General features: G+C 65.4%; 14 protein-coding genes and 2 pseudogenes. 5 read left to right on the top strand and 11 right to left on the bottom strand.

Annotated features, from left to right (window positions below; translation table 11 throughout):
* Nucleotides 1–6 precede the first annotated feature (6 nt).
* The 4 genes from BLR94_RS00290 to fadD2 form a co-directional block, all read right to left on the bottom strand.
* Nucleotides 7–1,539: an MFS transporter gene (locus BLR94_RS00290; protein WP_084306444.1), complete on the bottom strand. Its 1,533-nt coding sequence runs from the start codon at nt 1,537–1,539 to the stop codon at nt 7–9.
* Between the two features lie 156 nt (nt 1,540–1,695).
* Complete coding sequence (locus tag BLR94_RS00295; protein WP_084306445.1) at nt 1,696–2,607, bottom strand: LysR family transcriptional regulator; 912 nt, start codon at nt 2,605–2,607, stop codon at nt 1,696–1,698.
* A gap of 103 nt (nt 2,608–2,710) precedes the next feature.
* Nucleotides 2,711–4,399 carry a long-chain-fatty-acid--CoA ligase FadD1 gene (fadD1, locus tag BLR94_RS00300; RefSeq protein WP_084306446.1) on the bottom strand — a complete coding sequence of 563 codons (1,689 nt, stop codon included), beginning with the start codon at nt 4,397–4,399 and terminating at the stop codon, nt 2,711–2,713.
* A 235-nt stretch (nt 4,400–4,634) separates the two neighbouring features.
* Nucleotides 4,635–6,323 carry a long-chain-fatty-acid--CoA ligase FadD2 gene (gene fadD2, locus BLR94_RS00305; protein ID WP_084306447.1) on the bottom strand — a complete coding sequence of 563 codons (1,689 nt, stop codon included), beginning with the start codon at nt 6,321–6,323 and terminating at the stop codon, nt 4,635–4,637.
* A 325-nt stretch (nt 6,324–6,648) separates the two neighbouring features.
* On the opposite strand from fadD2, the gene BLR94_RS00310 reads away from it, so the two are divergent.
* The 4 genes from BLR94_RS00310 to codA all read left to right on the top strand — a co-directional run bounded on the left by BLR94_RS00310 (nt 6,649) and on the right by codA (nt 11,213).
* Nucleotides 6,649–7,119, top strand: a complete 471-nt coding sequence (locus BLR94_RS00310; RefSeq protein WP_084306448.1) for a MaoC family dehydratase — start codon at nt 6,649–6,651, stop codon at nt 7,117–7,119.
* Between the two features lie 361 nt (nt 7,120–7,480).
* Nucleotides 7,481–8,743, top strand: a complete 1,263-nt coding sequence (codB, locus tag BLR94_RS00315) for a cytosine permease (protein ID WP_084306449.1) — start codon at nt 7,481–7,483, stop codon at nt 8,741–8,743.
* Nucleotides 8,740–9,981, top strand: a complete 1,242-nt coding sequence (locus BLR94_RS00320) for a PucR family transcriptional regulator (protein ID WP_084306450.1) — start codon at nt 8,740–8,742, stop codon at nt 9,979–9,981. The genes codB and BLR94_RS00320 overlap by 4 nt, the downstream gene beginning before the upstream one ends.
* Nucleotides 9,978–11,213 carry a cytosine deaminase gene (codA, locus tag BLR94_RS00325; RefSeq protein ID WP_084306451.1) on the top strand — a complete coding sequence of 412 codons (1,236 nt, stop codon included), beginning with the start codon at nt 9,978–9,980 and terminating at the stop codon, nt 11,211–11,213. Before BLR94_RS00320 ends, codA begins: the two co-directional genes overlap by 4 nt.
* A 34-nt stretch (nt 11,214–11,247) precedes the next feature.
* On the opposite strand, the pseudogene BLR94_RS00330 reads toward codA, so the two are convergent.
* From BLR94_RS00330 to BLR94_RS00340, 3 genes and pseudogenes are all read right to left on the bottom strand, one after another.
* A pseudogene (locus BLR94_RS00330) lies at nt 11,248–11,860 on the bottom strand (LysE family translocator).
* A 46-nt stretch (nt 11,861–11,906) separates the two neighbouring features.
* A pseudogene (locus tag BLR94_RS00335) lies at nt 11,907–12,656 on the bottom strand (AraC family transcriptional regulator); the annotation flags it as partial.
* A gap of 434 nt (nt 12,657–13,090) precedes the next feature.
* Nucleotides 13,091–14,179 carry a DUF1615 domain-containing protein gene (locus BLR94_RS00340; RefSeq protein ID WP_090423632.1) on the bottom strand — a complete coding sequence of 363 codons (1,089 nt, stop codon included), beginning with the start codon at nt 14,177–14,179 and terminating at the stop codon, nt 13,091–13,093.
* A gap of 191 nt (nt 14,180–14,370) precedes the next feature.
* Here BLR94_RS00340 and BLR94_RS00345 point away from each other — a divergent pair, with 191 nt between their 5' ends.
* Nucleotides 14,371–14,655, top strand: coding sequence for a hypothetical protein (locus BLR94_RS00345; RefSeq protein WP_084306453.1), 285 nt, complete (start codon nt 14,371–14,373; stop codon nt 14,653–14,655).
* 38 nt (nt 14,656–14,693) lie between these two features.
* Here BLR94_RS00345 and glgB read toward each other — a convergent pair whose 3' ends face one another.
* From glgB to ligD, 4 genes are all read right to left on the bottom strand, one after another.
* Entirely contained in the window at nt 14,694–16,898 is a 2,205-nt protein-coding gene (gene glgB / locus BLR94_RS00350; RefSeq protein WP_084306454.1) for a 1,4-alpha-glucan branching protein GlgB, read from the bottom strand.
* A complete protein-coding gene (gene treS, locus BLR94_RS00355; RefSeq protein WP_084306455.1) occupies nt 16,895–20,227 on the bottom strand; it encodes a maltose alpha-D-glucosyltransferase in 3,333 nt (1,110 codons plus the stop codon). The genes glgB and treS overlap by 4 nt, the downstream gene beginning before the upstream one ends.
* A 13-nt stretch (nt 20,228–20,240) precedes the next feature.
* Nucleotides 20,241–22,265: an alpha-1,4-glucan--maltose-1-phosphate maltosyltransferase gene (locus BLR94_RS00360; RefSeq protein ID WP_084306456.1), complete on the bottom strand. Its 2,025-nt coding sequence runs from the start codon at nt 22,263–22,265 to the stop codon at nt 20,241–20,243.
* A 286-nt stretch (nt 22,266–22,551) separates the two neighbouring features.
* Nucleotides 22,552–25,095: a DNA ligase D gene (gene ligD, locus BLR94_RS00365; protein WP_084306457.1), complete on the bottom strand. Its 2,544-nt coding sequence runs from the start codon at nt 25,093–25,095 to the stop codon at nt 22,552–22,554.
* Nucleotides 25,096–25,106: the final 11 nt, after the last annotated feature.

Here is a 25,106-nt window from a genome sequence, read left to right on the forward strand (position 1 = left end):
CCATCGTCAGGTGGCGGCACGCGGCGGATAGATGCGCGTGGGCACGAAGGGAATGATCAGGATCAGGGCGAAGGCCACGACGGCCACGCACAGGTAAAGGTCGGCATAGGTGAGTACCAGCGCCTGCTGATGCAGACGCGTCGCCAGGTGCGCGTGCTGCTCGTCGGGGAGCAGCGGCTGGTTGCCCAGGCGATCCACCAGATTGCTGGAATGCAGGTGCAGGCGCGCGGTGGTGAGCAGGTCCAGCACCGCCGTGGCGACCACTGCCGAAAGGCCCTTGACGGTATTGAACCAGGCCGAGGCGAACGGCCCCTGGATCGGCGCGATGCTGCCGGTGGCAAGCATCAGCAGCGGCAGCACCGACAGCGGTTGGGCGAAGATCTGCAGCAGTTGGATGACCAGAAAGTCGTCACGGATCCACGCCGAGGTCAGCTGCGAACCCAGCAGGCACGACAGCCCCATCATGCCCAGCCCCGCAGCGAGGACATACCGGCAGTCGACCTGGCGCAGGTTGCACAGCGCCGCCACCAGGGGCAGCGCGAGCAACTGTGGCAAGGCCACCCAGAGCAGCATGGGGGCGGTCTGCAGGGGGCGATAGCCCTGCACCTGGGCCAGGTAGGAAGACGGGATCAGAATCGACGCCAGCATCACCAGCAGCACACCGGTCAGGGTGAACAGCGCGAAGCTGAGGTTGCGCAGCTTGAGCAGTTGCAGCTTGAAGAACGGCAGCGGGTGCTGCCACTCGTTGATCAGGAACAGCACCATCAACAGGCTGCCACCGGCCAGCAGGCTGACGATCAGCGGCGAGTGCAGCCAGTTCAGCCGCTCGCCCTGCAACAGGCCGATCACCAGCAGGCAGATGGCGGGCAAGCCAAGCAACAGCCCGCGCCAGTTGAACTGCTCGAAACGCTGCAGACGCAGTGGGTCCTGAGGCAACCCCCAGCCCACGGCGAGCATGGCCAGCAGGCTGCCGGGGATGATCTGCCAGAACGCCCATTGCCAGCCCGCGTACTCCACCCAGAAAGCTGCCAGAGGAGTCCCCAGGCTGGGGCCGAAGGTGGCTGTCATGGCGAAGGCTGCCAGGCCGTAGAGCTTGATGTGGGGCGGTAGAAAACGCAGGGCGACGGTCATCAGCATCGGCGGCAGCGCGCCGCCGGCCAGCCCCTGCAGGGCACGCAACAGCATCAGCGCACGCTCGTTGGGCGCCAGCGGCGAGAGCAGCCCCAGCAGCATGAAGGCGGCGATGGCGCAGAGGGTGAAACGGCGCAGCGACAAGGTCACCGCGAACCAGGGGGCGAACGCCATGGCGCTTACCGAGGCGGCCGCATAGAGCGCCAGCAACCAGCTGCCTTCATCGTGCCCGATGCCCATGGCGCCGCGGATGTCGACCAGGGCGATCTTGGTGACGTTCTCGTTGAAACCCGAGACCAGCACCGCCAGCAGCACGCCCAACAGGCCGACGACGATGCGCAGCCCGAAAGGGGTTGCCTGCATCGGGGCAGCTTGCGGAGCGGGTGCAGCGCAGAGGGGCGAAGGCATGAGCGTCGGCGCATTCATGAAGATGCGCCGCTACCCGAGTAGCAAGGGGAAGGCATGCGGGAATATCCGGTAACGTGCTTGACCGGGGGCAGTCTAGGGAAAACGACGATTGCAGAAAACTGCAATGTTTCTAATTAATGATTGCGCTCAGCGCAACTATAAGCCACCCGGGGGATGCTCTTCGCAGCAACCCTTGACCAGCCCCCGCAGCCAACGATGCGCCGGGTCGTTGTCGAAGCGCGGATGCCAGGACTGGTGCACCCGCACCGGTGACAGCGGCAAGGGAATCTCGAAACTGCGCAGGGCCAGACCAAGCTGCTTGCAGACCGCGACCACGGGATTGGGCATCGGCAGGATCAAATCCGAATCACGCAGCGCCAGCAGCGCCGAGAAAAAGCTGGGGGAGACGGCTACCACGCGGCGCGACAGGCGCTGCTGCTCGAGCACCTGATCGATGGGGCCGCGCGCCAGGCCGCGACGCGACACGCTGATCTGGTCATAGGCGGCGAAACGCTCGGCGTTGATCATTTCGGCGAAGATCGGGTGATCGACCCGTGCCATGCCCACGAAGCGGCTCATGAACAGGCCCTGGTGCTTGATCTCGGGCGGCAACTGGGCCGAAGCGCCGATCGCCAGGTCGATACGCCCGGCACGCATGGCATCGTCGTCGCCATCGATTTCCGGTACGAAGCGCAGCATCACGTTGGGCGCCTGCTGGCGGATCAACTCGACCAGTTGCCCGCCGTAACAAACCATGAAGATGTCGTTGGTGCGGATATTGAACGCACGATTGAGGCTGGCCAGTTCCACGTCCCGGGAGCGGAACACGCCACTGGCCTGTTCGACCAGATCGCGCACCTGCTCGCGCAGCTCCAGCGCCCGTGGCGTCGGCACCAGACCGCGGCCGGCGCGCACCAGAATCGGATCACCCACCGCCTCGCGAATGCGCGTCAGGGTACGGCTCATGGCAGGTGGGCTGAGGTGCATGCGCCGTGCGGCGCCGACCACGCTGCCCTCCTCGAGCAGGACATCGAGCGCGACGAGAAGATTCAGATCAGGCAATTGCATCTGTGGTACGCCTCCGGCGGATCGGTGCATGAGGCGCAAGTGTAGGCCAAGCCGGGACGAAAAAGGCCCCGCAGTGCAGGGCCTTTCGTTACAGCGCGTAGGGTTACTTCTTGCCGAGTTTCTTGAGTTCCTCGTCACGCAGCTCGCGGCGCAGGATCTTGCCGACGTTGGTGGTCGGCAGGCTGTCGCGGAACTCGACCTGCTTGGGTCGCTTGTAGCCGGTGAGGTTGTCGTGCATGTGCTGCAGAACGTGCTCCTTGGTCAGGGTCATACCCGGCTTGACCACCACGAACACCTTGATCAGCTCACCGGAACGCTCGTCCGGCACACCGATGGCGGCACACTGCAGCACGCCCGGCAGGCCCACCAGCACCTCTTCCAGCTCGTTCGGATAGACGTTGAAGCCGGACACCAGAATCATGTCCTTCTTGCGGTCGACGATGCGGATGTAGCCATCCGGCTGGATGATGCCGATATCGCCGGTCTTGAGCCAGCCATTGGCGTCGAGCACTTCGTCGGTGGCGTCCTGGCGCTGCCAGTAGCCCCTCATCACCTGCGGGCCCTTGATGCACAGCTCGCCGGTCTCGCCCAGTGCCAGGTCGTTGCCCTGGTCGTCGATGGCCTTGAACTGGGTGGAGGGTACCGGAATGCCGATGCTGCCCATCTGGATATTGGTAATCGGGTTCACCGAGGCCACCGGACTGGTTTCCGTCAGGCCGTAGCCTTCGCAGATGGCACAGCCGGTTACCTGCTTCCAGCGCTCGGCGGCCGCCTGCTGCAGCGCCATCCCTCCGGACAGGGTGACCTTCAGCCTGGAGAAGTCGAGCTTGTGGAAGCCTTCGTTGTTGCTCAGCGCCACGAACAGGGTGTTGAGGCCGACGAAGCCGCTGAACTTGAACCTGGACAGGTCCTTGATCATGCTCGGCAGATCACGCGGGTTGGTGATCAGCAGGTTGTGGTTGCCACAGTGCATCATCGCCATGCAGTGAAAGGTGAAGGCGTAGATGTGGTACAGCGGCAGCGGCGCGACCAGGATCTCGTTGCCTTCGTTGAGGTTTGAGCCCATCAGCTCGCGGCACTGCAGCATGTTGGCGATCAGGTTGCGGTGGGTCAGCATCGCCCCCTTGGCCACGCCGGTGGTGCCGCCGGTGTATTGCAGCACGGCGATTTCCTGGGCAGCGGGGTTGGCTTCGCTGACTGCTTTGCCACGCCCCCGGCCCAGGGCATCGGTGAGCTTGATGGCGGCAGGCAGGCTGTAGGCCGGCACCATCTTCTTCACGTACTTGACCACCGCGTTGACCAGCAGGCGCTTGAGTGGCGACAGCATGTCGCCGACCTCGGTGATGATCACCGTCTTCACGCCGGTCTTGGGTACCACCTGCTCGGCCAGATGGGCCATGTTGGCCAGGCAGACCAGCGCCTTGGCGCCGGAATCCTTGAACTGGTGTTCCATTTCACGGGCGGTGTACAGCGGGTTGGTGTTGACCACCACCAGCCCGGCACGCAGCGCGCCGAACACCACCACCGGGTATTGCAGAACGTTGGGCAGTTGCACGGCGATGCGGTCGCCAGGCTGCAGATCCGTGTGCTGCTGCAGATAGGCAGCGAAGTGACCGGAGAGCTCGAACAGCTCGCCGTAGGTCAGGGTCTTGCCCAGGTTGGTGAAAGCGGGCTTGTCGGCGAAACGCTGGCAGGACTGCTTCAGCACCGCCTGAACGTTGGGGTACTGATCGGGATCGATCTCTGCCGCGACCCCCTCGGGATACTTGTCCGTCCAGAAGTTTTCGGTCATGGACACCCACTCCTAAGCAACTGCTTGTCTTCACCGCTATGCGGTTGTTTGTTGTCTGTGTGCCTGCGTGTTCGCCCCAGAGAGGCGCGAAGCGGGCCGAGAGTAGCAGAGTTGCCAGATAGCGGCCAGAGCCCGCAAAGCCCATCAAGCTCAGAAAGTGACCATAAACCACAAATAGTCACGAATCGCTCCTGGCCGCTGACTCCGGCCAGTGACGCCGCATCCGCTGGCGCCGTCATGGCGCGTCGCGCAGCTCGCGTCGGAGGATCTTGCCCACGGGCGTCATGGGCAGCGAGTCGCGGAACGCGATATGCCGCGGTACCTTGTAGCCCGTGAGGTTGTCCTTGCAGTACGCCTTCAGTTCCTCGGCCGTCAGGCTGGCGTCGCGCTTGACCACGAACAGCTTGACCGCCTCCCCTGACTTCTCATCCGGCACGCCGATGGCCGCGCAACTGGCCACCTTGCCGTGGGCCATCACCACATCCTCGACCTCGTTCGGGTACACGTTGAAGCCGGAGACGATGATCATGTCCTTCTTGCGGTCGACGATGCTGACGAAGCCCTGCTCGTCGATCACCGCGATATCGCCGGACTTGAACCAGCCTTCGGCATCGAGCACCTCGGCGCTGGCCTCCGGTCGATTCCAGTAGCCCTTCATCACCTGCGGGCCCTTGATGCACAGCTCGCCACGCTCGCCCAACGGCAATTCCTGGCCGTCGTCGTCGATGACCTTGAGGGCGGTGGCCGGTACCGGAATGCCCACAGTACCCAGCCGCGCGCGCTCGCCATAAGGATTGGCACTGACGATCGGCGAGGTTTCGGTCAGGCCATAGCCTTCGACCACCGCACAGCCCGTGAGGCTCTGCCAGCGCTCGGCAGTGGCCTTGACCAGCGCGGTGCCGCCCGAATTGGTGACCTTGAGGTGGCTGAAGTCGAGCTTCTTGAAATCAGGGTGATCCATCAGCGCCACGAACAGGGTGTTGAGCCCCAGCAACGCGGAGAACTCCCACTTGCCCAGCTCCTTGATGAACGCGGGGATATCACGGGGATTGGTGATCAGCACGTTGTGGTTGCCGTTGACCATCATGCACATGCAATTCACGGTGAAGGCATAGATGTGGTAGAGCGGCAGCGGCGCGATCATCACCTCCTGGCCGCGCTTCATCAGCGGTGTGCCGTCGGCGCCGTGCTGGGCCATGCAGGCATCGGCCTGCAGCATGTTGGCGACCAGGTTGCCATGGCTGAGCATGGTGCCCTTGGCGACCCCCGTGGTGCCGCCGGTGTATTGCAGCACGGCGATATCGTCCTGGGTGGCGGTGACCGGGCGAGCCGAGAGGCTGGCACCGTCGCGAAGCACCTGCCTGAACGACAGCGCCTGGGGCAACTGGTAGTCGGGTACTTTCTTCTTGACCGTCTTCACCAGCGTATTGACCAGCCAGCCCTTCACGGCGGGTAGCATATCGCCCAGGCGCGCTTCGATCAGGTAGTCGATGTCGCTGTCGGGCAGCACCTCCTGCACCAGCTTGCCGAACAGGTTCAGGTACACCAGGGCGCGCACCCCGGCGTCCTTGAACTGGTGGCGCATTTCCCGGGCGGTATACAGCGGGTTGGTGTTGACCACGACCAGCCCGGCCCGCAGCGCGCCGAACACCGCGATGGGGTACTGCAGCACGTTGGGCATCTGCACGGCGATGCGCTCGCCAGGTTGCAGATCGGTGTGCTGCTGCAGCCAGGCGGCGAAGGCCGCAGAGTAGGCATCGAGCTCGCGATAGCTCATCGTCCTGCCCAGGTTGCTGAACGCTGGCCGCTCGGCGAAGGCCCGGCAGGCGTGTTCGAAGACCTCGACCACCGACTGGTAGCGCCCGCTATCTATGTCATTGGGCACGCCGGGGGCGCGCTTGTCGTTCCAGAAATCAGCCTGCATTGTTGTTATTCCTTCAGCGTCTGGTTCGATAACAGCCTTTTCCAACTTAGCAGCCGCCAGGCACCTCGCAAATCCACAATCAATACCGTGAATTTCAGTCCCTGGGCTACAATGCGCAGCCTGCGCAGGAGCGGCCGCCGCCAAGGCACCGGGCGCCCTGTGCGACCACCACTGAAACCGCCGGGCCAGGCGGGCCGGCCAGGTCGCTGCCCGTCAATAACATGCCCCATAGCCACGCAACGCGCTGAACCGTGATTCGATCGCCAGGCAGGAACGCGCCCTGCAGCAGTCCGCCGGCGAGCGCCCTTGCCCAGGAACCGAGAACATGACGCAAAGCAGCAACACCCCTTACGACAGCCTCGCCGTCGGCCAGACCGCCACCTACAGCAGGACCGTGGAAGAACGCGACATTCTGCTGTTCGCCGCCGTATCAGGCGACCACAATCCGGTGCACCTGGATGCCGAATATGCGGCCACCACCCTGTTCCGCGAACGCATCGCCCACGGCATGTTCAGCGGCGCGCTGATCAGTGCGGCAGTGGCCTGCACCCTGCCCGGCCCGGGCACCATCTACGTCGGCCAGCAAATGAGCTTCCAGAAACCGGTGCGGCTCGGCGACACGCTCACCGTGCGCCTGGAAATCCTCGAAAAACTGCCGAAATTCCGCGTGCGCATCGCCACCCGCGTGTTCAACCAGAACGATGAACTGGTGGTCGACGGGGAAGCGGAAATCATCGCCCCACGCAAGGCGCTGACCGTCGAACTCGCCACCCTGCCGGCGATCAGCTTCGGCTGAAGCCACGCCCACGACGCGCCGCCAGCCTGGGGTCTGTTGACAGATTCGGGGGTGGACGACGCTTGGTCCGTCCACCATCGGCAACCGCAACGGTGGATGAAAAGAGCCTCGGTTGCGCGCCCCGACCCTCCCTGCAGGGCTGGCAACGGGCCGCGCGCCAACACGGGGCACAGTGCACCAGGTCGGCCCGCGATTCATTCATCAGGCACAATGAAAAGGCCTGCAGGCGACCGAAAAGGCCCTGATGCTTGTGCATAACGCACAATCGCCCTTGTGAGTTCGGACAGCAGATCGGCCACAGGCGCACCTGGCACGCCGCCTGCTATGCACTGGGCCTTACCCTCCCACGTAGAGCCAGACCATGACCCAAGACAGCGACTACCCCCTCAGCGAGGTGCCCGCAGGCGCCCGCAAGGGTCTGTTCTCCACCTCGATCATGCTGTTCTCCTTCACCTTCTTCACCGCCACCATGTTCGCCGGCGGCAAGATCGGCATGGCCTTCGATTTCACCACCCTGATCTGGGCGGCCGTCATCGGCAATCTGCTGCTCGGCGCCTATGCCGCGGTACTCGGCCTGATCGCCTGCCGCAGCGGCCTGAACTCGGTACTGATGGGCCGTTTCTGCTTCGGCGAAGCGGGCAGCAAGCTGTCCGACGTGCTGCTGGGCTTCACCCAGATCGGCTGGTACGCCTGGGGCACCGCGACGGTCGCCATCGTGCTGGTGAAGATTCTCGGCCTATCGGAAAGCCTGACCATCCCGCTGATGGTGCTGTTCGGCTTCGCCTTCTGCATCACTGCGTTCATCGGCTACAAGGGCCTGGACATCCTGTCACGGATCTCGGTACCGGCGATGCTCGTCCTGCTGCTTTGCTCACTGTGGATCGCCACCGACGACATCGGCGGCCTGAGTGCGCTGATGGCCATCGAACCGACCCAGAGCATGACCCTCAGCGCCGCCATCACCCTGGTCTTCGGCACCTTCGTCAGCGGCGCCACCCAGGCCACCAACTGGACGCGCTTCGCCCGCACCGGGCGTATCGCGGTGATCGCCAGCATGGTCGGGTTCTTTCTCGGCAATGGCCTGATGATCGTTGCCGGTGCCTATGGCGCCATCGTCTACCAGCAACCGGACGTCGTCGAAGTGCTGGTTTTACAGGGGCTGTCCATGGCGGCGGTGGTGATGCTGTTCCTCAACCTGTGGACTACCCAGGACAACACCATCTACAACTTCGCCGCAGCCGGCTGCAACCTGCTGCGCACCGGGCGCCGCAAGACGGTGACCGTGATCGGCGCCGGGATCGGCACCCTGCTGGCCATCGGCGGCATGTACGAGCTGCTGATTCCCTTCCTGATCCTGCTCGGCTCGATCATCCCGCCGATTGGCGGGGTGATCATGGCGGACTACTTCTATGGCCATAAAGGCAAGTACCCACTGCTCGCCGACACCCGCCTGCCCGCCTTCAACTGGGTCGGCCTGGGCGCCTATGCCGTCGGTTCGCTGTGCGCCTACTTCTCGCCCTGGGTCGCGCCGCTGGTCGGTATCGCCGTCGCGGCGCTGGTGTACGTCAGCCTGTTCGAGGCGAAGAAACTGTTCGCCGCCCGCGGTCAGGTCGCTCGCGCATGAGCCTGAGCGTTGCCGATGTACTGGCCCTGCCCGGCCTGCATGAGCTGCGCCTGCGCGCCGGCCAGCCGGCACTGGGCAACCCGGTGCGCTGGCCGTACGTGGCCGAGAACGCGGAGATCGCCGACTGGGTGATGGGCGGCGAGCTGGTCTTCGTCACCGGGATAAACCATCCCCGTGACGAAGCCAACCTGCTGCTTCTGGTGCGCCAGGCGGTCGAGCGCGCCACTGCCGGCCTGGTGATTCTCACCGGTGCCGAGTACATCCAGAGCATCCCGGCAAGGGTGGTGGCCGAAGCCGAGCGCCTTGGCCTGCCGCTGCTGGAACAGCCCTACCAGTTGAAGATGGTGGTGGTGACCCAGGCCATCGGTACCGCGCTGGTGCAGCAACAGATGCTCGGCAGCTCGCGTCAGCACGTACTGGAGCAGTTGCTGGAAGGCGACTATCAGTCCCTGGATATCCTCCTGCAGCGCGCCGCCAGCCTCGACCTGCCGCTGGGCGTGCCGCGCCAGATCGCCCTGCTGCGCCTGCAGCACGGCGAGCGCCTGTTCGACGGCGAGGCTGCCGACAGCGGCGAGCGCCTGCTGCGCGACAACCGCCAGTGCCTGCAGCAACACCTGGAGCAGTGCCTGCAGCGCCTCGGCGACGCCCTGCCACTGATCGTCCAGGGCGAGCACTGGATCGCCCTGCTGCCCTGTGCCAGCAATCAGGACGAACAGCGCAACCGCCGGCTGCTGATGGAGCTGCTCGGCGAGCTGCAACAACGCTTGCAGCCACAATCCGCCGTGCTCGGCCTGAGCAACGGCAGCCATCGCCCCGAGCGCTTCTCCCATGCCCTGGGCCAGGCCCGTCAGGCGCTGGTCGCCGCCCAGGCCTTTCCCGAACGGCTGGGGCTGTGCAGTTTCAAGGAGCTGGGGGTGATCGAACTGCTCGCCGCCATCGGCGATCGCAGCCTGCTCGAACGTTTCGTCGAGCGTACCCTGGGGCCACTGATCGGCGATGATTCGCGCCATGAACCGGTGCTCATGCCGACCCTGGAAGCCTGGTTCCACGAGAACGCCAACCTGGCCCTGGCCGCGCAACGCCTGGGCGTGCACCGCAACACCCTGAGCTACCGTATGCAGCGTATCGAAGCGCTGACCGGCTGTTCCTTCGATGATCCCCACGACCGGCTCGATATCAGCATCGCCCTGCTGATCCGCCGCCTGTCGTCCCATAGCCTGCCAAGGAGTACCCCATGAACATCGTCAACGCCCGCCTGCGTGGCCGCGAAGGCCTCTACCGCATAGCCCTGGACGGCCAGAGCATCGCCGCCATCGCTGCACAGCCGGACAGCCTCGGCGCCGCAGAAGGCGATCTGGATGCCGCCGGCAATCTGGTGGTGGCGCCCTTCGTCGAGCCACACATCCACCTCGACGCGACGCTGACCGCCGGTGAGCCGGCCTGGAACATGAGCGGCACGCTGTTCGAAGGCATCGAGCGCTGGGCCGAGCGCAAGGCGCTGGTCACCCATGAGGACACCAAGACCCGGGCGAAGAAGACCATCGATATGCTGGTCGACCATGGCATCCAGCACGTGCGCACCCACGTCGACGTCACCGACCCGACCCTGGCGGCGCTAAAGGCGATGGTCGAGGTACGCGAGGAAACCCGCCAGCTGATCGACCTGCAGATCGTCGCCTTTCCCCAGGAGGGCATCGAGTCCTACGCCAATGGCCGCGCGCTCATGGAGCAGGCCGTGGAACTGGGTGCCGACGTGGTCGGCGGCATCCCGCATTTCGAGAACACCCGCGATCAGGGCGTCAGCTCGATCAAGTTTCTGATGGACCTGGCCGAACGCACGGGCTGCCTGGTGGACGTGCACTGCGACGAAACCGACGACCCGCAATCGCGTTTTCTCGAAGTGCTGGCCGAAGAAGCCCGGGTGCGTGGCATGGGCGAACGGGTGACCGCCAGCCACACCGTGGCCATGGGCTCCTACGACAATGCCTACTGCTCGAAGCTGTTCCGCCTGCTGAAAATGTCGAAGATCAATTTCGTCTCCTGCCCGACCGAAAGCATCCACCTGCAGGGGCGCTTCGACAGCTACCCGAAACGCCGTGGTCTGACCCGCGTGGCAGAGATCGACCGGGCCGGGATGAACGTCTGCTTCGGCCAGGACTCCATCGTCGACCCCTGGTATCCGCTGGGTAACGGCAACATCCTGCGCATCCTCGAAGCCGGCCTGCATATCTGCCACATGCTCGGCTACGCCGACCTGCAACGCAGCCTCGACCTGATCACCGACAACAGCGCCCGCACCCTCAACCTCGGCGAGCGCTATGGCCTGGAAGTGGGCCGCCCGGCCAACCTGCTGATCCTCTCGGCACCCGACGATTACGAGATGATCCGCACCCAGGGCTACGCCCTGGTATCGGTACGCCACGGCGAGGTGCTGATGCGCAGGACCCCGGCAAGCGTGCAGCGTGGCTGATCGGCGAGCGCCATCGAAAAAACCCTAGGTGCTGCTACAGAGGGGCGCCAAGCCAGGCCGACACCAGCAACAGCAGCGCCATGGCTCGATTGAAGCGACCCATGGCCCCGGGCCGAGCTGAACAGCCTGGCGGCACCGCGCCCGAGCACGGCCCAGCAGCCCAGGCAGGGCAGCGAAATGGTCAGGAAGATCGTCGCCAGCAGGGTAACCCGCATGGCCTGCCCCGGGCCCGGGCTGGCGAACACGCCAACCACCGCCAGGGCCATCATCCAGGTCTTGGGGTTGACCAGTTGCAGCGCAGCGCCGGCGACCAGCCCCAACCGCCGCTCGGCCGCTCGCAGGTCCGCGGTTTCCAGGGCGGCAGACGGGCTGCTGAAGATGCGCCACGCCAGGTAACTCAGCCACAACACGCCGAGCCAGGCCATCGCCCATTGCAGACGTGGCTGGCGTTGCAGCAACTCGCCCAGGCCCAGGCCCAGGCCCACCGCCACGACGATGGCCGCCGCGCCGCTGCAGGCACCGAGAACCAGCGGCAGGGTCGCCGCCAGGCCATGGCGGGCACTGCTGCCAAGCACCAGCAGATTGGTCGGGCCCGGGGTGATGGATGCGACGAAGGCGAACAGCATGAAGGGCAACAACTGACTCATGAACAGGCTCCAGACAGACCGAACGTGGAGGATCGGCCGGACAGTCTCAGCCGTCTGGAAGGTTTGAGCAGCGTCGCTGGTAATGGGCCGGGGTGATCCCATAGGCACGTCGGAACCAGCGCCCCAGATGGCTCTGGTCGGCGAAGCCGAGCACAGCCGCCACCTGCGCGGGCGGCTCGCCGCAGGCCAGCAGATGCCGGGCACGGGCCAGGCGCAACTGCACCAGATAGGCATGGGGTGCCAGGCCGAAGGCCGCCTTGAAGGCGCGGCTCAGCCGAAACCGGTCCACCCCGCAGACAGCGGCCAGATCATCCAGGCCGATATCGCGGCTGTGCTGATCATGCAGGAAATCCCGCGCCCGTTGCGCCACCAGCGGCAAGCGTGGATCCGGGTCGAGTCGCCTGCGCCAGTGCAGGTACTCGGTGAGGCGCGCCAGCAGCCCGTCCAGGGCAGATTGCCTGACCATGCGCAGCTCCTGGCGATGCAGGGCGCCGAACGCTTCGACCACCGAAGCCAGCAGGTGCGGGTCATTGGCCAGGGTGACGCTGAAACCGGGCAGGCAGTCAGCGGGCGCCTGCTCGAACAGGCCGCGCAACTCGCGCTCCAGCCACTGGGCATCTAGGTACAGCATCGAATAGGTGAAGCCTTCCGGCTCCGGTGCATGGCCGTCATGAAGCTCGCCGGGTTCGAGCAGAAACACCTGGCCGGCCAGGCTGCTGTTCAGTCGCTTGCGGCAATGGAACTGCTGCACGCCCTGTTCGGTGAACCCGACCAGGTAGGCGTCGTGCCAATGGGGCACAGGGTCTGTTGCCGTTTCAGCACGACCGCGCCGGAGCCCGTTTTGCCGCGAGGCAAGGCACGAGCCGCGAGGTTTGGCGGGCCAAATGAGCCGGCGAGAAACGCCGCATCGCGGCAAAACGGGCCCGGCCCTTCGGGTTGCGCGGGAAATCTCGCCATGCGTTGTTGGAGGACTTGGCAAGGGAACGACCATTCCCTGCGTCCTCCGCCTAGCCTGGCGAGATTTTTCGCGGCAACGCGGCTTGCGCTGAAACGGCAACAGACCCTCGGCATGCCCGCAAAAATGCGCGCGGATGGTCTCGATACCGGTGTCTGTGTCCTGGGCCAGGTCGACCCAACTCTGCGCGCTCATGCCTGCTCCAGCGCCACGCTCTACGGAGCTGTCATGCTAGCCGAGCCGCGAGACGCATTCTGGAAGTTTTGTGCAGCCCGTTATCTGGCTCGCGCCATGCAACGCTGGTGGCGCGTGTCCACGCGCTCGGCGAACCAGGCGGTGGTCAGGCGACGGGTGATCTTCGGGCTTTTCAGCACGATGCCCGGCAGCAGCGCCCGCGGCAGCGGCTTGCCTTCGGCCTCGTCGGCCAGGGCGAAGACCCGCTCGTACAGGCGGCTTTCCTCGAACGCCAGGGTATCGCCCTCTTCCAGCGCGCGGCGGATCGCCCGCTCGCTCATGTCCAGGCGCTTGCCCAGGGAGCGCACGGCCAGCTCCGTGGAGCCGGCCTTGCTGCTGCCATGAATGATCAGGTCGCCGTCCAGCGCCAGGGCAATGCCCGACGCGGTGCTCACCGCATGCTGGAAGGCCGCGTTGCGGCTGGCGTACCAACCGGCATTGAAGTCGGCGAAGCGATAGAGCGGTGCCGGGTAGTTGGCGGGGTAGCCCAGCAGGTGGGCGATGCCGAAGTACATGCCGCCACGACGGCTGAACACTTCGCGGCGAATAGAGCCGTCGGGCGCATAGGGGTAGCCCTCGGCATTGGCCTGGGCGAAGGCGATGCTGACCTGCATCGGCCCGCCGGTGCGTACCGGGTTGAGGGTGCCGAACAGTTGCCGGCCGAGAGGGACCATGCCGGTGAAGTCGTCGAAGATGGCGCTCAGTTGCTTTTCCGTGCGCACGCCATCCAGGCGTTGCTGGTAGGTCTTGCCGGTGGGCGACTCGATGTTCAGCGCGGCGTTGACCAGAAAGCGGGGAATATGCAGGCCGGCTGCACGACGGTCGATTTCCGCCCGGGCGATCTTCGCCAGGCCCGGTACCTGCGGGTCGGCCTGGAAGGTCGACTCCTGCTCGGTCACCGCCAGTACCGCGCAGATGTTCTCGGTGGTCGGCGCGATCTGCTGGGCGGCGAACGCCGCGTAGATGTCGGTCGCCCAGCCCTGGCGATCAGCGGTCTGCGCCGGCAGCAGGCGGACGATCTGTGCGCGTACCTCGGCCGGCTTGGGCGCAGGCACCCGGGGCTGACTGGAACAGCCGGCCAGCAGCAGGATCAACAGCGCACAGGGCACATGCAGGAAAAATGACTTCAAGCCGAAACCTCGATAGACAGACACCAGGCTGCTCAGACAACGCCAAGGCGCAGCCTATCCGCAATATCGCCAACTGTTCGAACCGACGCACCGGCATGGCGGTCTACCGGGCACCTACGGCCTGAATCGACGGGCCTGCGGACGTGGAGCGCCCGTTGCTCCTGGATCGACATACGCAAGGAGATCCATCCATGGTTACCCATTACCAGGTCGATGGCCACCTGGCCTGCGGCACCCACGGCGAGAACCTCACCGCCAGCAACGAGCTGAATCGGGTGAAATGCCGCAATTGCCGTAACACCGACGCCTACAAGCAAGCCCGCCGTGACAGGCGCAATGCAGCCCGACGGTCCGCTCGGCAGACCGCGAGTGCGACGCCGTCCCGCGACTGGCGTGGCGCATGGCAGCAGCGCCTCGCCGCGCTGCCGGGCAGCAACCGCCTGCCACGTGGCTTCGCCGGACAGCCCTACGTCTGACTGCCCCCTGGCGGCCTCGCCCGGCGCCGTAGCGGCGCCTACTGCGGTTTGATCACCAGCGTGGCGAGCGGCGGCAGGTCCAGCAACAGCGAGTGCGGCTGACCGTGGCTGGCCAGCGCCTCGGTGTGCAAGCCACCCTGGCTACCCGCGGCCGACCCTGCGTAGCGCTCGGCATCGCTGTTGAGCAACACATGCCAGATGCCTTCGCACGGTACCCCGATGCGATAGCCGTTGCGCGGTTGTGGCGTGAAGTTGTGCACCACCAGCAGCGGCGCACCGCTCTCGTCCTGGCGCAGCCAGGCGAACACGCTGTTGCCGGCATCGTCGCCGATCAGCCAGGCGAAGCCTTCGGGCTGTCCATCCAGACGGTGCAACGCCGGTTCGTGGCGGTACAGCGCGTTGAGGTCGCTGACCAGTTGCTGCACGCCCTTGTGCTCGCTGTAGCGCAGCAGGTACCAGTCCAGTTCATGATCGTGGTTCCACTCACGCCACTGGCCGAACTCGCAGCCCATGAACAGCAGCTTCTTGCCCGGGTGGCTCCACATGAAGCTCAGGTACAGACGCAGGTTGGCGAACTTCTGCCAGCGGTCGCCGGGCATCTTGTCGAGCAGTGAGCGTTTGCCATGCACCACTTCGTCGTGGGAAATCGGCAGCACGAAGTGCTCGGAGAACGCATACAGCAAGCCGAACGTCAGTTGGTGATGGTGATGCTGACGGTGCAGCGGATCCTCGGCGACGTACTTGAGGCTGTCATGCATCCAGCCCATGTTCCATTTATAGGCAAAGCCCAGGCCGCCTTCCTGGGTCGGCTGGCTGACACCAGGCCAGGCGGTGGATTCCTCGGCGATCACCAAGGCCCCGGGCACCTCCTGCGCGACGACGTCGTTGAGGTGACGGAGAAAGTCGATGCTCTCCAGGTTCTCGCGCCCGCCATGGCGGTTGGGAATCCATTCGCCCTGCTTGCGCGAGTAATCGCGATAGAGCATCGACGCCACCGCATCCACGCGCAGGCCGTCGATGTGATAGGTGCGCAGCCAGTGCAGCGCCGAAGCGAGCATGAAACCGTGGACTTCGTTGCGACCGAGGTTGTAGATGTAAGTGTCCCAGTCCTGGTGGAAGCCTTCGAAAGGGTGCGCATACTCGTACAGGGCCGTGCCGTCGAACTGGCCGAGGCCATGGGCATCGGTGGGGAAATGCGCCGGCACCCAGTCGAGGATCACGCCGATCCCCGCCTGGTGGCAGGCGTCGACGAAGGCGGCGAAATCCGCCGGGCTGCCATAGCGCGAGGTCGGCGCGAACTGCGAAAGCAGCTGGTAGCCCCACGACCCTCCGAACGGGTGCTCCATGATCGGCATCAGTTCGATGTGGGTGAAACCCAGCTGTTGCACGTAGGGAATCAATTGTTCGCCAAGCTCTCTCCAGCTCAGCAGCCGCCCCTCCTCGCCGCCATCACGCCGCCACGAACCGGCATGCACTTCGTAGATCGACAGGGGCGCCTGGTAACCCTGGTGGGACTGGCGACGCTGCATCCAGTCCGCGTCGCGCCAGTCGAACTGCAGCGGCGCGGAAACCACCGAGCCGGTGGCCGGCGGCAGTTCGCTGGCCAGCGCCATGGGGTCGGCCTTGAGCGGCAGCAGGCCATCACGACCGAGAATCTCGAACTTGTAGACCTCGCTCGGTCCGAGGCGCGGAATGAACAGCTCCCAGACCCCGCTCGGCTGGCGCAGGCGCATCGGGTGGCGGCGACCGTCCCAGCCGTTGAAGCCGCCGACCACCGACACACGCCGGGCATTCGGCGCCCATACCGAGAAGCGCACGCCCTGCACGCCTTCATGGCTGGCCAGTTGGGCGCCGAGGCTCTTGCCGAGCTCACGGTGATTGCCCTCGGCGAACAGGTACAGGTCCATTTCGCCGAGCAGTTGCCCGAAGGCATAGGGGTCTTCGGTTTCCTGGACGCCAGCGCTCCAGGTGATGCGGTAGCGATAGGGAACGCGTTGATCCATTCGGATGCTGAACAGCCCTGGGACACTCGATTGCTGCAGAGAGCCAAGGGCTTCACCACTGACGGCGTCGATCAGTTCGACGCCAAGGGCGCCGGGCAGGTAGGTGCGAATCGTCAGGCCGTGAGCGAACTCGTGTGGACCGAGAATCGAAAACGGGTCGCCATGCTCACCCCTGATCAGGGCCTCGATGGCAGCGCGGTCAACACCCGCCACCTGGCGATCGGTTTCTCCATTGATCATCGTTTGCCGCTCCCCAGAAGGTATTTGGTCAGCTCTATCAGCCCTTGTACCGGAACCTCCAGCCAATCGGGACGATAGCGCGCTTCGTACAGAATTTCGTAGGCCGCTTTCTCGATGCAGAACAGCGCCAGCGCCGCCACCTCACCTTCACGGTCGTGCCAGGCATGGGGCAGATCGGCCGCCGCCAGCCGATAGGCTTCGTTGAACGCCGTTCTGGCCTGGCTGCGATAGAGCCCGGCGATATGCTGGCGCGCCCGCTCGGCCTCGGCTGTCACGTCGGCGCTCTGGGCATTGCGCATGGCCATGGCGGCGGCATAGTCGAAGGAGCGCAACATACCGGCGACATCCTTGAGCGGGCTGTAGAACCCGCGGCGCTGGTCCAGCGTGCGGGTCGGCTCACCCTCGAAGTCGATCAGGTAGGCATCGCCCTGCACCACCAGCACCTGGCCGAGGTGCAGGTCGCCGTGCACGCGCATGCGGATACCGCCCGCCGAACGCCGCGCCAGGTCGTCCACCAGGGCGATGATCTGCTCGTGGCGGGCAGCCAGCCAGTCGGCCTGGTTGGCCGCCTCGCCCGGCAGGTGCCCTCTGCCGTCGGCCACCACTTCCAGCGCCTCGCGTACCTGGGCAGCGATGTGCTGCGACCACTCGGCCACGTCCGCTTCGCTGGTCTGCCGGTAACCGAAGTCCGGGTTGTCGCTGGCCTGGCCGAGCGCCACGTGCATTTCGCCGAGGCGTTGCCCCAGCAGCCCGGCGAAGGATTCCAGCTCGGCCAGCGCCGAGTGCTGGTTCTCCTGCTCGGAATGACCGCCCGCCAGTTCATCGCGGATGGCCCGCTCCAGGTTGTTCTGCGTCCACTGCCAGGCGTCGCCCTGATTGTTCAGGTAGCCCTGAAGAATCATCAGGGTATGCGCTACGCCCTGCTCGTCGACCCGACGCACTTCGCCCAGCAGCGGCGCGATGTGCTCGAAGCCGGCGGCGGTCAGGTAACCGCCCACTTCCGCTTCCGGATGGATGCCGGGCAGCACGCGGCGGATCAACTTGAGCACCGCCTGCTCGGCGATGATCGCCGAACTGTTGGACTGCTCGGCAGAGATCAGTTGCACATCGGCGGCAGCCAGGTCGCCCAGGGCTTCCAGGCGTGGTGTCGGCACGAACTGGATCTCGCTGCCCTGCCAGCCCAGCACGCTGCGCTCGCGCAGGTGGTGCATCACCTGTCGCACGAACCCGGCGAGGGTGAAGCCATCGGTCAGCAAGCCCACCTGCCGGCCGCGACGCAAACGTGCCAGGGCCAGTTGCTGCGGCACGCTGCTGCCCGCCTCATGTTCGCCGACGAAACCCAGCGGCACCTGATAATGCTCGTTGGCCCCGGATGCACGGCTGACTGCCACTTCACTGAGCACATAGAGCTCGTCGGCGGTGCCAAAGGGAATCGCGTAGAGCAGCTCGACCTGACGCAGGTCCTCGCGCTGCCCGGAGAACCAACGACGCTTGGGCAGGTAAGCCGGCAACGACTCCTGCTCCAGGGTCGCCCGGGCCGGCAGCTGCAACAGCTCGCCCAGTTCGTTCTTGATCACCAGGGTGGTCAGCTCCGGCAGGCGGTCGACCGGTGGTACGTGCCAGCTGGGCATTTGCGCCTCCTCGGCGAGCAGAAACCAGTAAAAGCCATAGGGTGGCAGGGTCAGCAGGTAATTGAGTTGACCGATGGGCGGGAACGACGAGCCGCCGACCATTTCCACAGGCACCTTGCCATCGTGGGCCGACAGTTCCAGCTCCACGGCCTGGGCGGCGCGGGACAGGTTGGCCACGCAGAGAACCAGTTCCGGGTTGCCGTCGGCATCGCTCGCCTCGCGCAGGTAGGCCAGTACCCGGCGATTGTTCGGCGTGAGCATCTTCAGGGTGCCACGGCCAAAGGCCTTGTGCTGCTTGCGAATGCTCAGCATGCGCCGCGTCCAGTTGAGCAGCGAGTGCGGATCGCGGGATTGGGTTTCCACGTTGACGCTCTGGAAACCATACAGCGGGTCCATCACCGGCGGCAGCACCAGGCTGGCGGGATCGGCGCGGGAGAACCCACCGTTGCGATCCGGCGACCACTGCATCGGCGTGCGCACGCCGTCGCGGTCGCCGAGGAAGATGTTGTCACCCATGCCGATCTCGTCGCCGTAATACAGGGTCGGGGTTCCCGGCATCGACAGCAGCAGGCTGTTGAGCAGTTCGACCCGACGCCGATCGCGCTCAACCAGTGGCGCCAGGCGGCGGCGGATGCCCAGGTTGATGCGTGCGCGGCGGTCGGCGGCGTAGTAGTTCCACAGGTAGTCGCGCTCGTGGTCGGTGACCATTTCCAGGGTCAGCTCATCATGGTTGCGCAGGAAGATCGCCCACTGGCAATTGTCCGGGATGTCCGGCGTCTGGCGCAGGATATCCGTGATCGGAAAGCGATCCTCCTGGGCGATGGCCATGTACATGCGCGGCATCAGCGGAAAATGGAAGGCCATGTGGCATTCGTCGCCGGGGCCGCCCTCATGGCCACCGAAATACAGCTGGGTGTCCTCGGGCCACTGGTTGGCTTCGGCCAGCAGCATGCGATCCGGGTAATGGGCGTCCAGCTCTGCACGGATTTTCTTCAACACCTCGTGGGTTTCCGGCAGGTTCTCGTTGTTGGTGCCGTCACGCTCGATCAGGTACGGGATGGCATCGAGGCGCAGGCCGTCGACGCCCATGTCCAGCCAGAAACGCATCACCCCCAGCACTTCCTTGAGCACCTGGGGGTTGTCGAAGTTGAGATCCGGCTGGTGCGAGTAGAAGCGATGCCAGTAGTACTGCCCGGCCTCGGCGTCCCAGGTCCAGTTGGACTTTTCGGTATCCAGGAAAATGATCCGCGTACCGTCGTACTTCTGGTCGCTGTCGGACCACACGTAGAAGTCCCGCGCCTTGCTGCCAGGCTTGGCTGCCCGGGCGCGCTTGAACCAGGGATGCTGATCGGAGGTGTGGTTGATCACCAGCTCGGTGATCACCCGCAAGCCGCGCGCATGGGCTTCGGCGATGAAGCGCCGGGCGTCGGCCATGCTGCCGTAGTCCGGGTGCACGCCCCGGTACTCGGCGATGTCGTAGCCGTCATCGCGACGCGGCGATGGATAGAACGGCAACAACCACAGGGTGTTGACGCCGAGATCCGCGATGTAATCGAGCTTGTCGATCAGCCCTGGGAAATCGCCGATGCCATCGTCGTTGGCGTCGAAGAACGACTTCACGTGCACCTGGTAGATGATCGCGTCCTTGTACCACTGGGGGTCCTCGAGAAACGCCCCGCGGCGAACCTTGCGTGCCATCGGTACCCCCCCCTCAGCCAGCCACGCGGATGCGCCAGATACCGAATGGCTGGTGCCAGGGCTCGATACGCATCCATTGCACCTTGCCGTGCCACTGCCAGGTATGCCCGGTCATCAGATCCTCGCCCAGGGTGGTGGCGTCGTCGTCCAGGCCCAGCTCCCACAGCGGCAACTCGAAGTTCGCCTCCTGGGCATTGTGCGGGTCGAGGCTGACGGCTACCAGGATGAAGTTCTCACGGTCGGCGGTGCGCTTGCCGAAGTACAGGATATTGTCGTTCCAGCAGGTGTAGGCCTGGAACCCCAGGTGCGTCTGCAACGCCGGGTTCTGGCGGCGGATGCGGTTGAGCTGGGCGATCTCGGCGACGATATTGCCGGCTGCCTGGTAGTCACGCGGGCGGATCTCGTACTTCTCCGAATCCAGGTACTCTTCCTTGCCCGGTACCGGCAGGGATTCGCAGATCTCGAAGCCCGAATACATGCCCCACAACCCGGATCCCATGGTCGCCAGCGCGGCACGGATCAGGAAGCCGGCACGACCGTTGTGGTGCAGGAAGTAGGGGTTGATGTCCGGCGTATTGACGAAGAAGTTCGGCCGGTAGCAGTCGCGCCATGGCGCCTCGTTGAGCTCGGTCAGGTAGCTCTCCAGCTCGGCCTTGTTATTGCGCCAGGTGAAATAGGTGTAGCTCTGGGTGAAGCCCAGTTTACCGAGGCGTGCCATCATCGCCGGGCGGGTGAACGCCTCGGCGAGGAACATCACCTGCGGGTGGGTGCTGCGGATATCGGCGATCAGCCATTCCCAGAACGGCAGTGGCTTGGTGTGCGGGTTATCGACGCGGAACTGATAGACGCCCAGTTCGACCCAGCCGCGCACCACGTCACGCAATGCCAGCCACAGCTCGGGCACGGCGTCCCTGGCATAAAAGTCGACGTTGACGATGTCCTCGTACTTCTTCGGCGGGTTTTCCGCATGGCGGATGCTGCCATCCGGGCGCCAGCTGAACCAACCGGGGTGCTGCTGCAGCCAGGGATGATCCGGCGAACACTGGATGGCGAAATCCAGGGCGATCTCCAGGTCGTGCTCACGCGCTGCCTCGACCAAGGCGACGAAATCCTCGCGGGTGCCGAGTTGCGGATGAATCGCTTCGTGCCCCCCCTCATGGCTGCCGATGGCGTAGGGGCTGCCAGGGTCATCCGGGCCGGCGCTCAGGGAGTTGTTGCGGCCCTTGCGGTGGGTGGTGCCGATCGGGTGGATGGGCGGGAAATACAGCACATCGAAGCCCATGGCCTGGATGGTCGGCAGCCGGTCCACGACGTCGAGCAGGGTGCCGTGGCGGGCCGCATCATCGGTCACCGAGCGCGGGAACAGCTCATACCAACTGGCGAAACGCGCCAGCGGGCGCTCCACGTCGAGCAAGTAGACGGCGCTGCGGGTGCGATGCGGATGCCCTTCGGCACGGCGCAACAGATCCTGGGTCTGCGATGCCAGCAACAGCGCCACGCGCTCGTCGAGGCTCTGCGCATCCTGCAGTTCGTCGAGCAGCGCGTTCAGGGCCGCGGCCAGCTCGCCCTGGACGCGCTCGGCAGCCTGGCGCAGCAGCAGCTCACCCTCCTGCAACTCCAGGTTGATGGTGACACCGGCGCCGAACTTCTTCGACAACTCGTAGCAGTAACTGGCGTAGATGTCCCACCAGGCCTCGATGAGAAACTCCACCTCGGCGACCCGCTGCGGGGTGATCTGCGCCTGCCAGCGGTCGTTGCCGATGAAGTGCAGCGGTTCACGGTGCCAGTCCTCGCTGCCGACGTCGCGCCACAACACCTCGCCGGCCAGCTTGTCATGGCCGTCGGCGAAGATCAGCGCGCTGACCGTCAGCTGATCACCGGCTATCGCCTTGACCGCGAAGCGGCCCTGCTCGATCTGCGGCTGCACGTCCTCGATGGCCAGGCGCGGCAGTTCGAGTGCCTGTTCGAGGGACAATTGGCCATGGCCCAGTCGGGCAGGCTCTTGCAGATAAGGGGTTTGCAGATGAGCAGACGGCATCGAAACGGGCTCCTCACGCCTGGCAGGCGTATAAGCTGTTGCCCCTTGGCAGTCGCCACGGGCCGTACGCGAAGGTGCGTACCTAATGCGGGTTTGCCACGACTTCTGGCGGCATTTCCGCAGCGTTTGCCTCGACCTGCCGCAGCGCAGCGGCGGCGCTGGCGTGCACGCGCGTGAAACGTTCCCAGGCGCCATGACCTGTCTACTTCCGAACCTGCCGGCTCTGGCAAAGTTCAGAGTTTCCGAAGTGCTGGAAGCGGCCTTGGATCGGACTGGCAACAAGCTATCAGGGGGCATCCGCACCCAGCTTCTTCCACATGTCCCGGCTAATCCGCTGACGGTTGGCGTAGCCCGCCCAGGGGTCGGCCTGCAAGCGCGACAGCCGCTGCTGAAGGTTGCCGATATGCCACTGCGCCGAGCCATGCAACTGCGCCAGTTCGTCGCGGCGGATCGGCACCGATACCGGCAGCCCCGGCCGCGCGCGCACCGAATAGGCGGCCACCGTGCTGGCACCACGGCCATTGCGCAGGTAATCCAGGTAAACCTTGCCGACACGGTTCTTCGCGCCCATGCGGGCACTGAAACGATCAGGCAACTCATCGGCCATGAACTGCGAAAGGGCCTTGCCGAAGGCCTTCAGGGTCTCCCAGCCGACATGCCGGGCCAGCGGTACCACCAGGTGCATGCCCCTGCCGCCGCTGGTCTTGAGAAACGTCTCGAGCCCCAGCTCGTCGAGCACCGCCAGGCTCAAACGCGTGGCGTCGACCACCGCGCGCCAGGGCAATGCCGGATCGGGGTCGAGGTCGAGGATCAGCCGATCCGGGCGCTCGATGCTGGCGTACCCGGCATTCCAGGAGTGCAGCTCGATGGCGCCCATCTGCACCGCACCGACCAGCGCCGGCACGCTGTCGATGGCCATCAACCGGTCGTGACCAGGGTCCAGCGCCGGATCGAGCTGGCGGATATTGGGGATGGCCAGGCGCTCGGCATGCTTCTGGAAGAATTGCTCACCGTCCACGCCATCCGGCGCGCGCAACAGCGATACCGGGCGGTTGCGCAGGTCCGGCAGCAGCCAGTCGGCGATCCCCGCGTAGAACCGCGCGAGCTCGACCTTGGTCGCCCCGCTCTGCCCGTCGATGACCCGATCCGGGTTGCTGATCGACACCTCGCCAACCTCTTGCCGACCATTGCGGCGCTGGGCGCCGGGCGCGGGCTCCTCATCGAGCGCCTCGGCGGGCACTGGCCGCTCCTCGACGATCTGCTCGACGGTTTTGTCGCCGCGTTCGGCGATGAAGGCGCCCTGACGAACCAGGCCGTCATGGGTCCAGCCGGCGAATGCCACCTCGACGACCAACCGCGGTTCGACCCACTGCACCCCGCGGCGCAGGGCGGCGCTCGGTTGTTTGCTCAGAGGCGAATCATCACGACCGAGTGCCTTCATGCGCTTGTGCAGGCCGCTCAGCAGCGCATCGTTGAAGCCGCTGCCGACGCGCCCGGCGTAGCGCAGCCCAGCGGCATCGTTGACCGCCAGCAACAGCGCGCCGAAGCCGGAGCGACTGCCTTGCGGCCGGGTGAAGCCAACCACCACGAACTCCTGACGCTGCCGGCACTTGAGCTTGATCCAGTCGCCACTGCGCGCGGATCGGTACGGGCTGCCGACACGCTTGCCGATCACGCCCTCCAGCCCCAGCGCGCAGGCGCTCTCCAGCACACTCCGAGGGTCGACCTCGAAGGCGTCGGAAAAGCGCAGCAGACCGCGCTTCGCCGGCAATCTGTCGAGCAGGGCCGCACGCCGCTCCTGCACCGGCAGGCTGCGCTGATCCCGGCCAGCGAGCCACGGTGCATCGAAGAGGACATACAGGATGTCGCCACTGCGCTGTTCCTCGAAGGCATTCTGCAGGGCCTGGAAATCCGGCATGCCCTGATCGTCGAGCACCACCGCTTCGCCATCCAGCCAGCTGTCGCCCAGCCCTAGCTTGGCCAACGCGGCGGCCTGGGGCGTCATGTGCCGGGTCCAGTCGTGGCCGTTGCGGCTGAACAGCGTCACCTCACCGCCCGCGATACGCGCCATGATGCGGTAGCCGTCGTACTTGATCTCGTAGCTCCAGTCGCCTGCTGGAGCATCGCTGACCAGGGTGGCCAGCTGTGGCGACAGCAACTCGGGCATGGCTTCGCCCTTGGCGCTCACCGGTTTGCCCTTGGTCGCGCGCCTTGTCTTGGCCGCCGCCGGCGGCGATTGGTTGGCCGCAGGCTTGTGCATACCGCCGACCAGATTGCCGCTGATCACGCTGGCCGGCAGCGCGGCGAGGATGTCGTAGTCGCCCGCCGGCCTGGCCACCTCGTCGCGTTCCTTGATCAGCAGCCACTGTTGCTTGTCGCCACTGCCCTTCAGGCGGGTGCGCACCAGCGTCCAGGCCCCCGTGAGCTTTTCGCCGACCAGGGTGAACTTGAGCTTGCCTGCCTGGTAGGCCGCGACGGGGTCGCCCTCGGGTTGCCAGAGCCCCTGATCCCAGACGATCACGTCGCCCGCGCCATAATTGCCCTCGGCAATGCTGCCCTCGAAGCCGGCGTATTCCAGGGGGTGATCCTCGACGTGCACGGCCAGGCGCTTCTGGGTGGGATCCAGGCTCGGGCCCTTGGGCACTGCCCAGCTCTTCAGGGTGCCCTGCAACTCCAGGCGAAAATCGTAGTGCAGGTGGCGGGCATCGTGCTTTTGCACCACGAAACGCAGGGCCCCGGCCTGGGCGCGGCGGTGCGTCGTCGTTTCGCGGGGCTCGCTGGTGGACTCGAAGTTGCGCTTCTGGTTGTAGACGCTGGTGGCCCTGGCCATCTCCGCTCACC

The organism is Phytopseudomonas flavescens (genome assembly GCF_900100535.1).
Lineage (GTDB): Bacteria > Pseudomonadota > Gammaproteobacteria > Pseudomonadales > Pseudomonadaceae > Aquipseudomonas > Aquipseudomonas flavescens.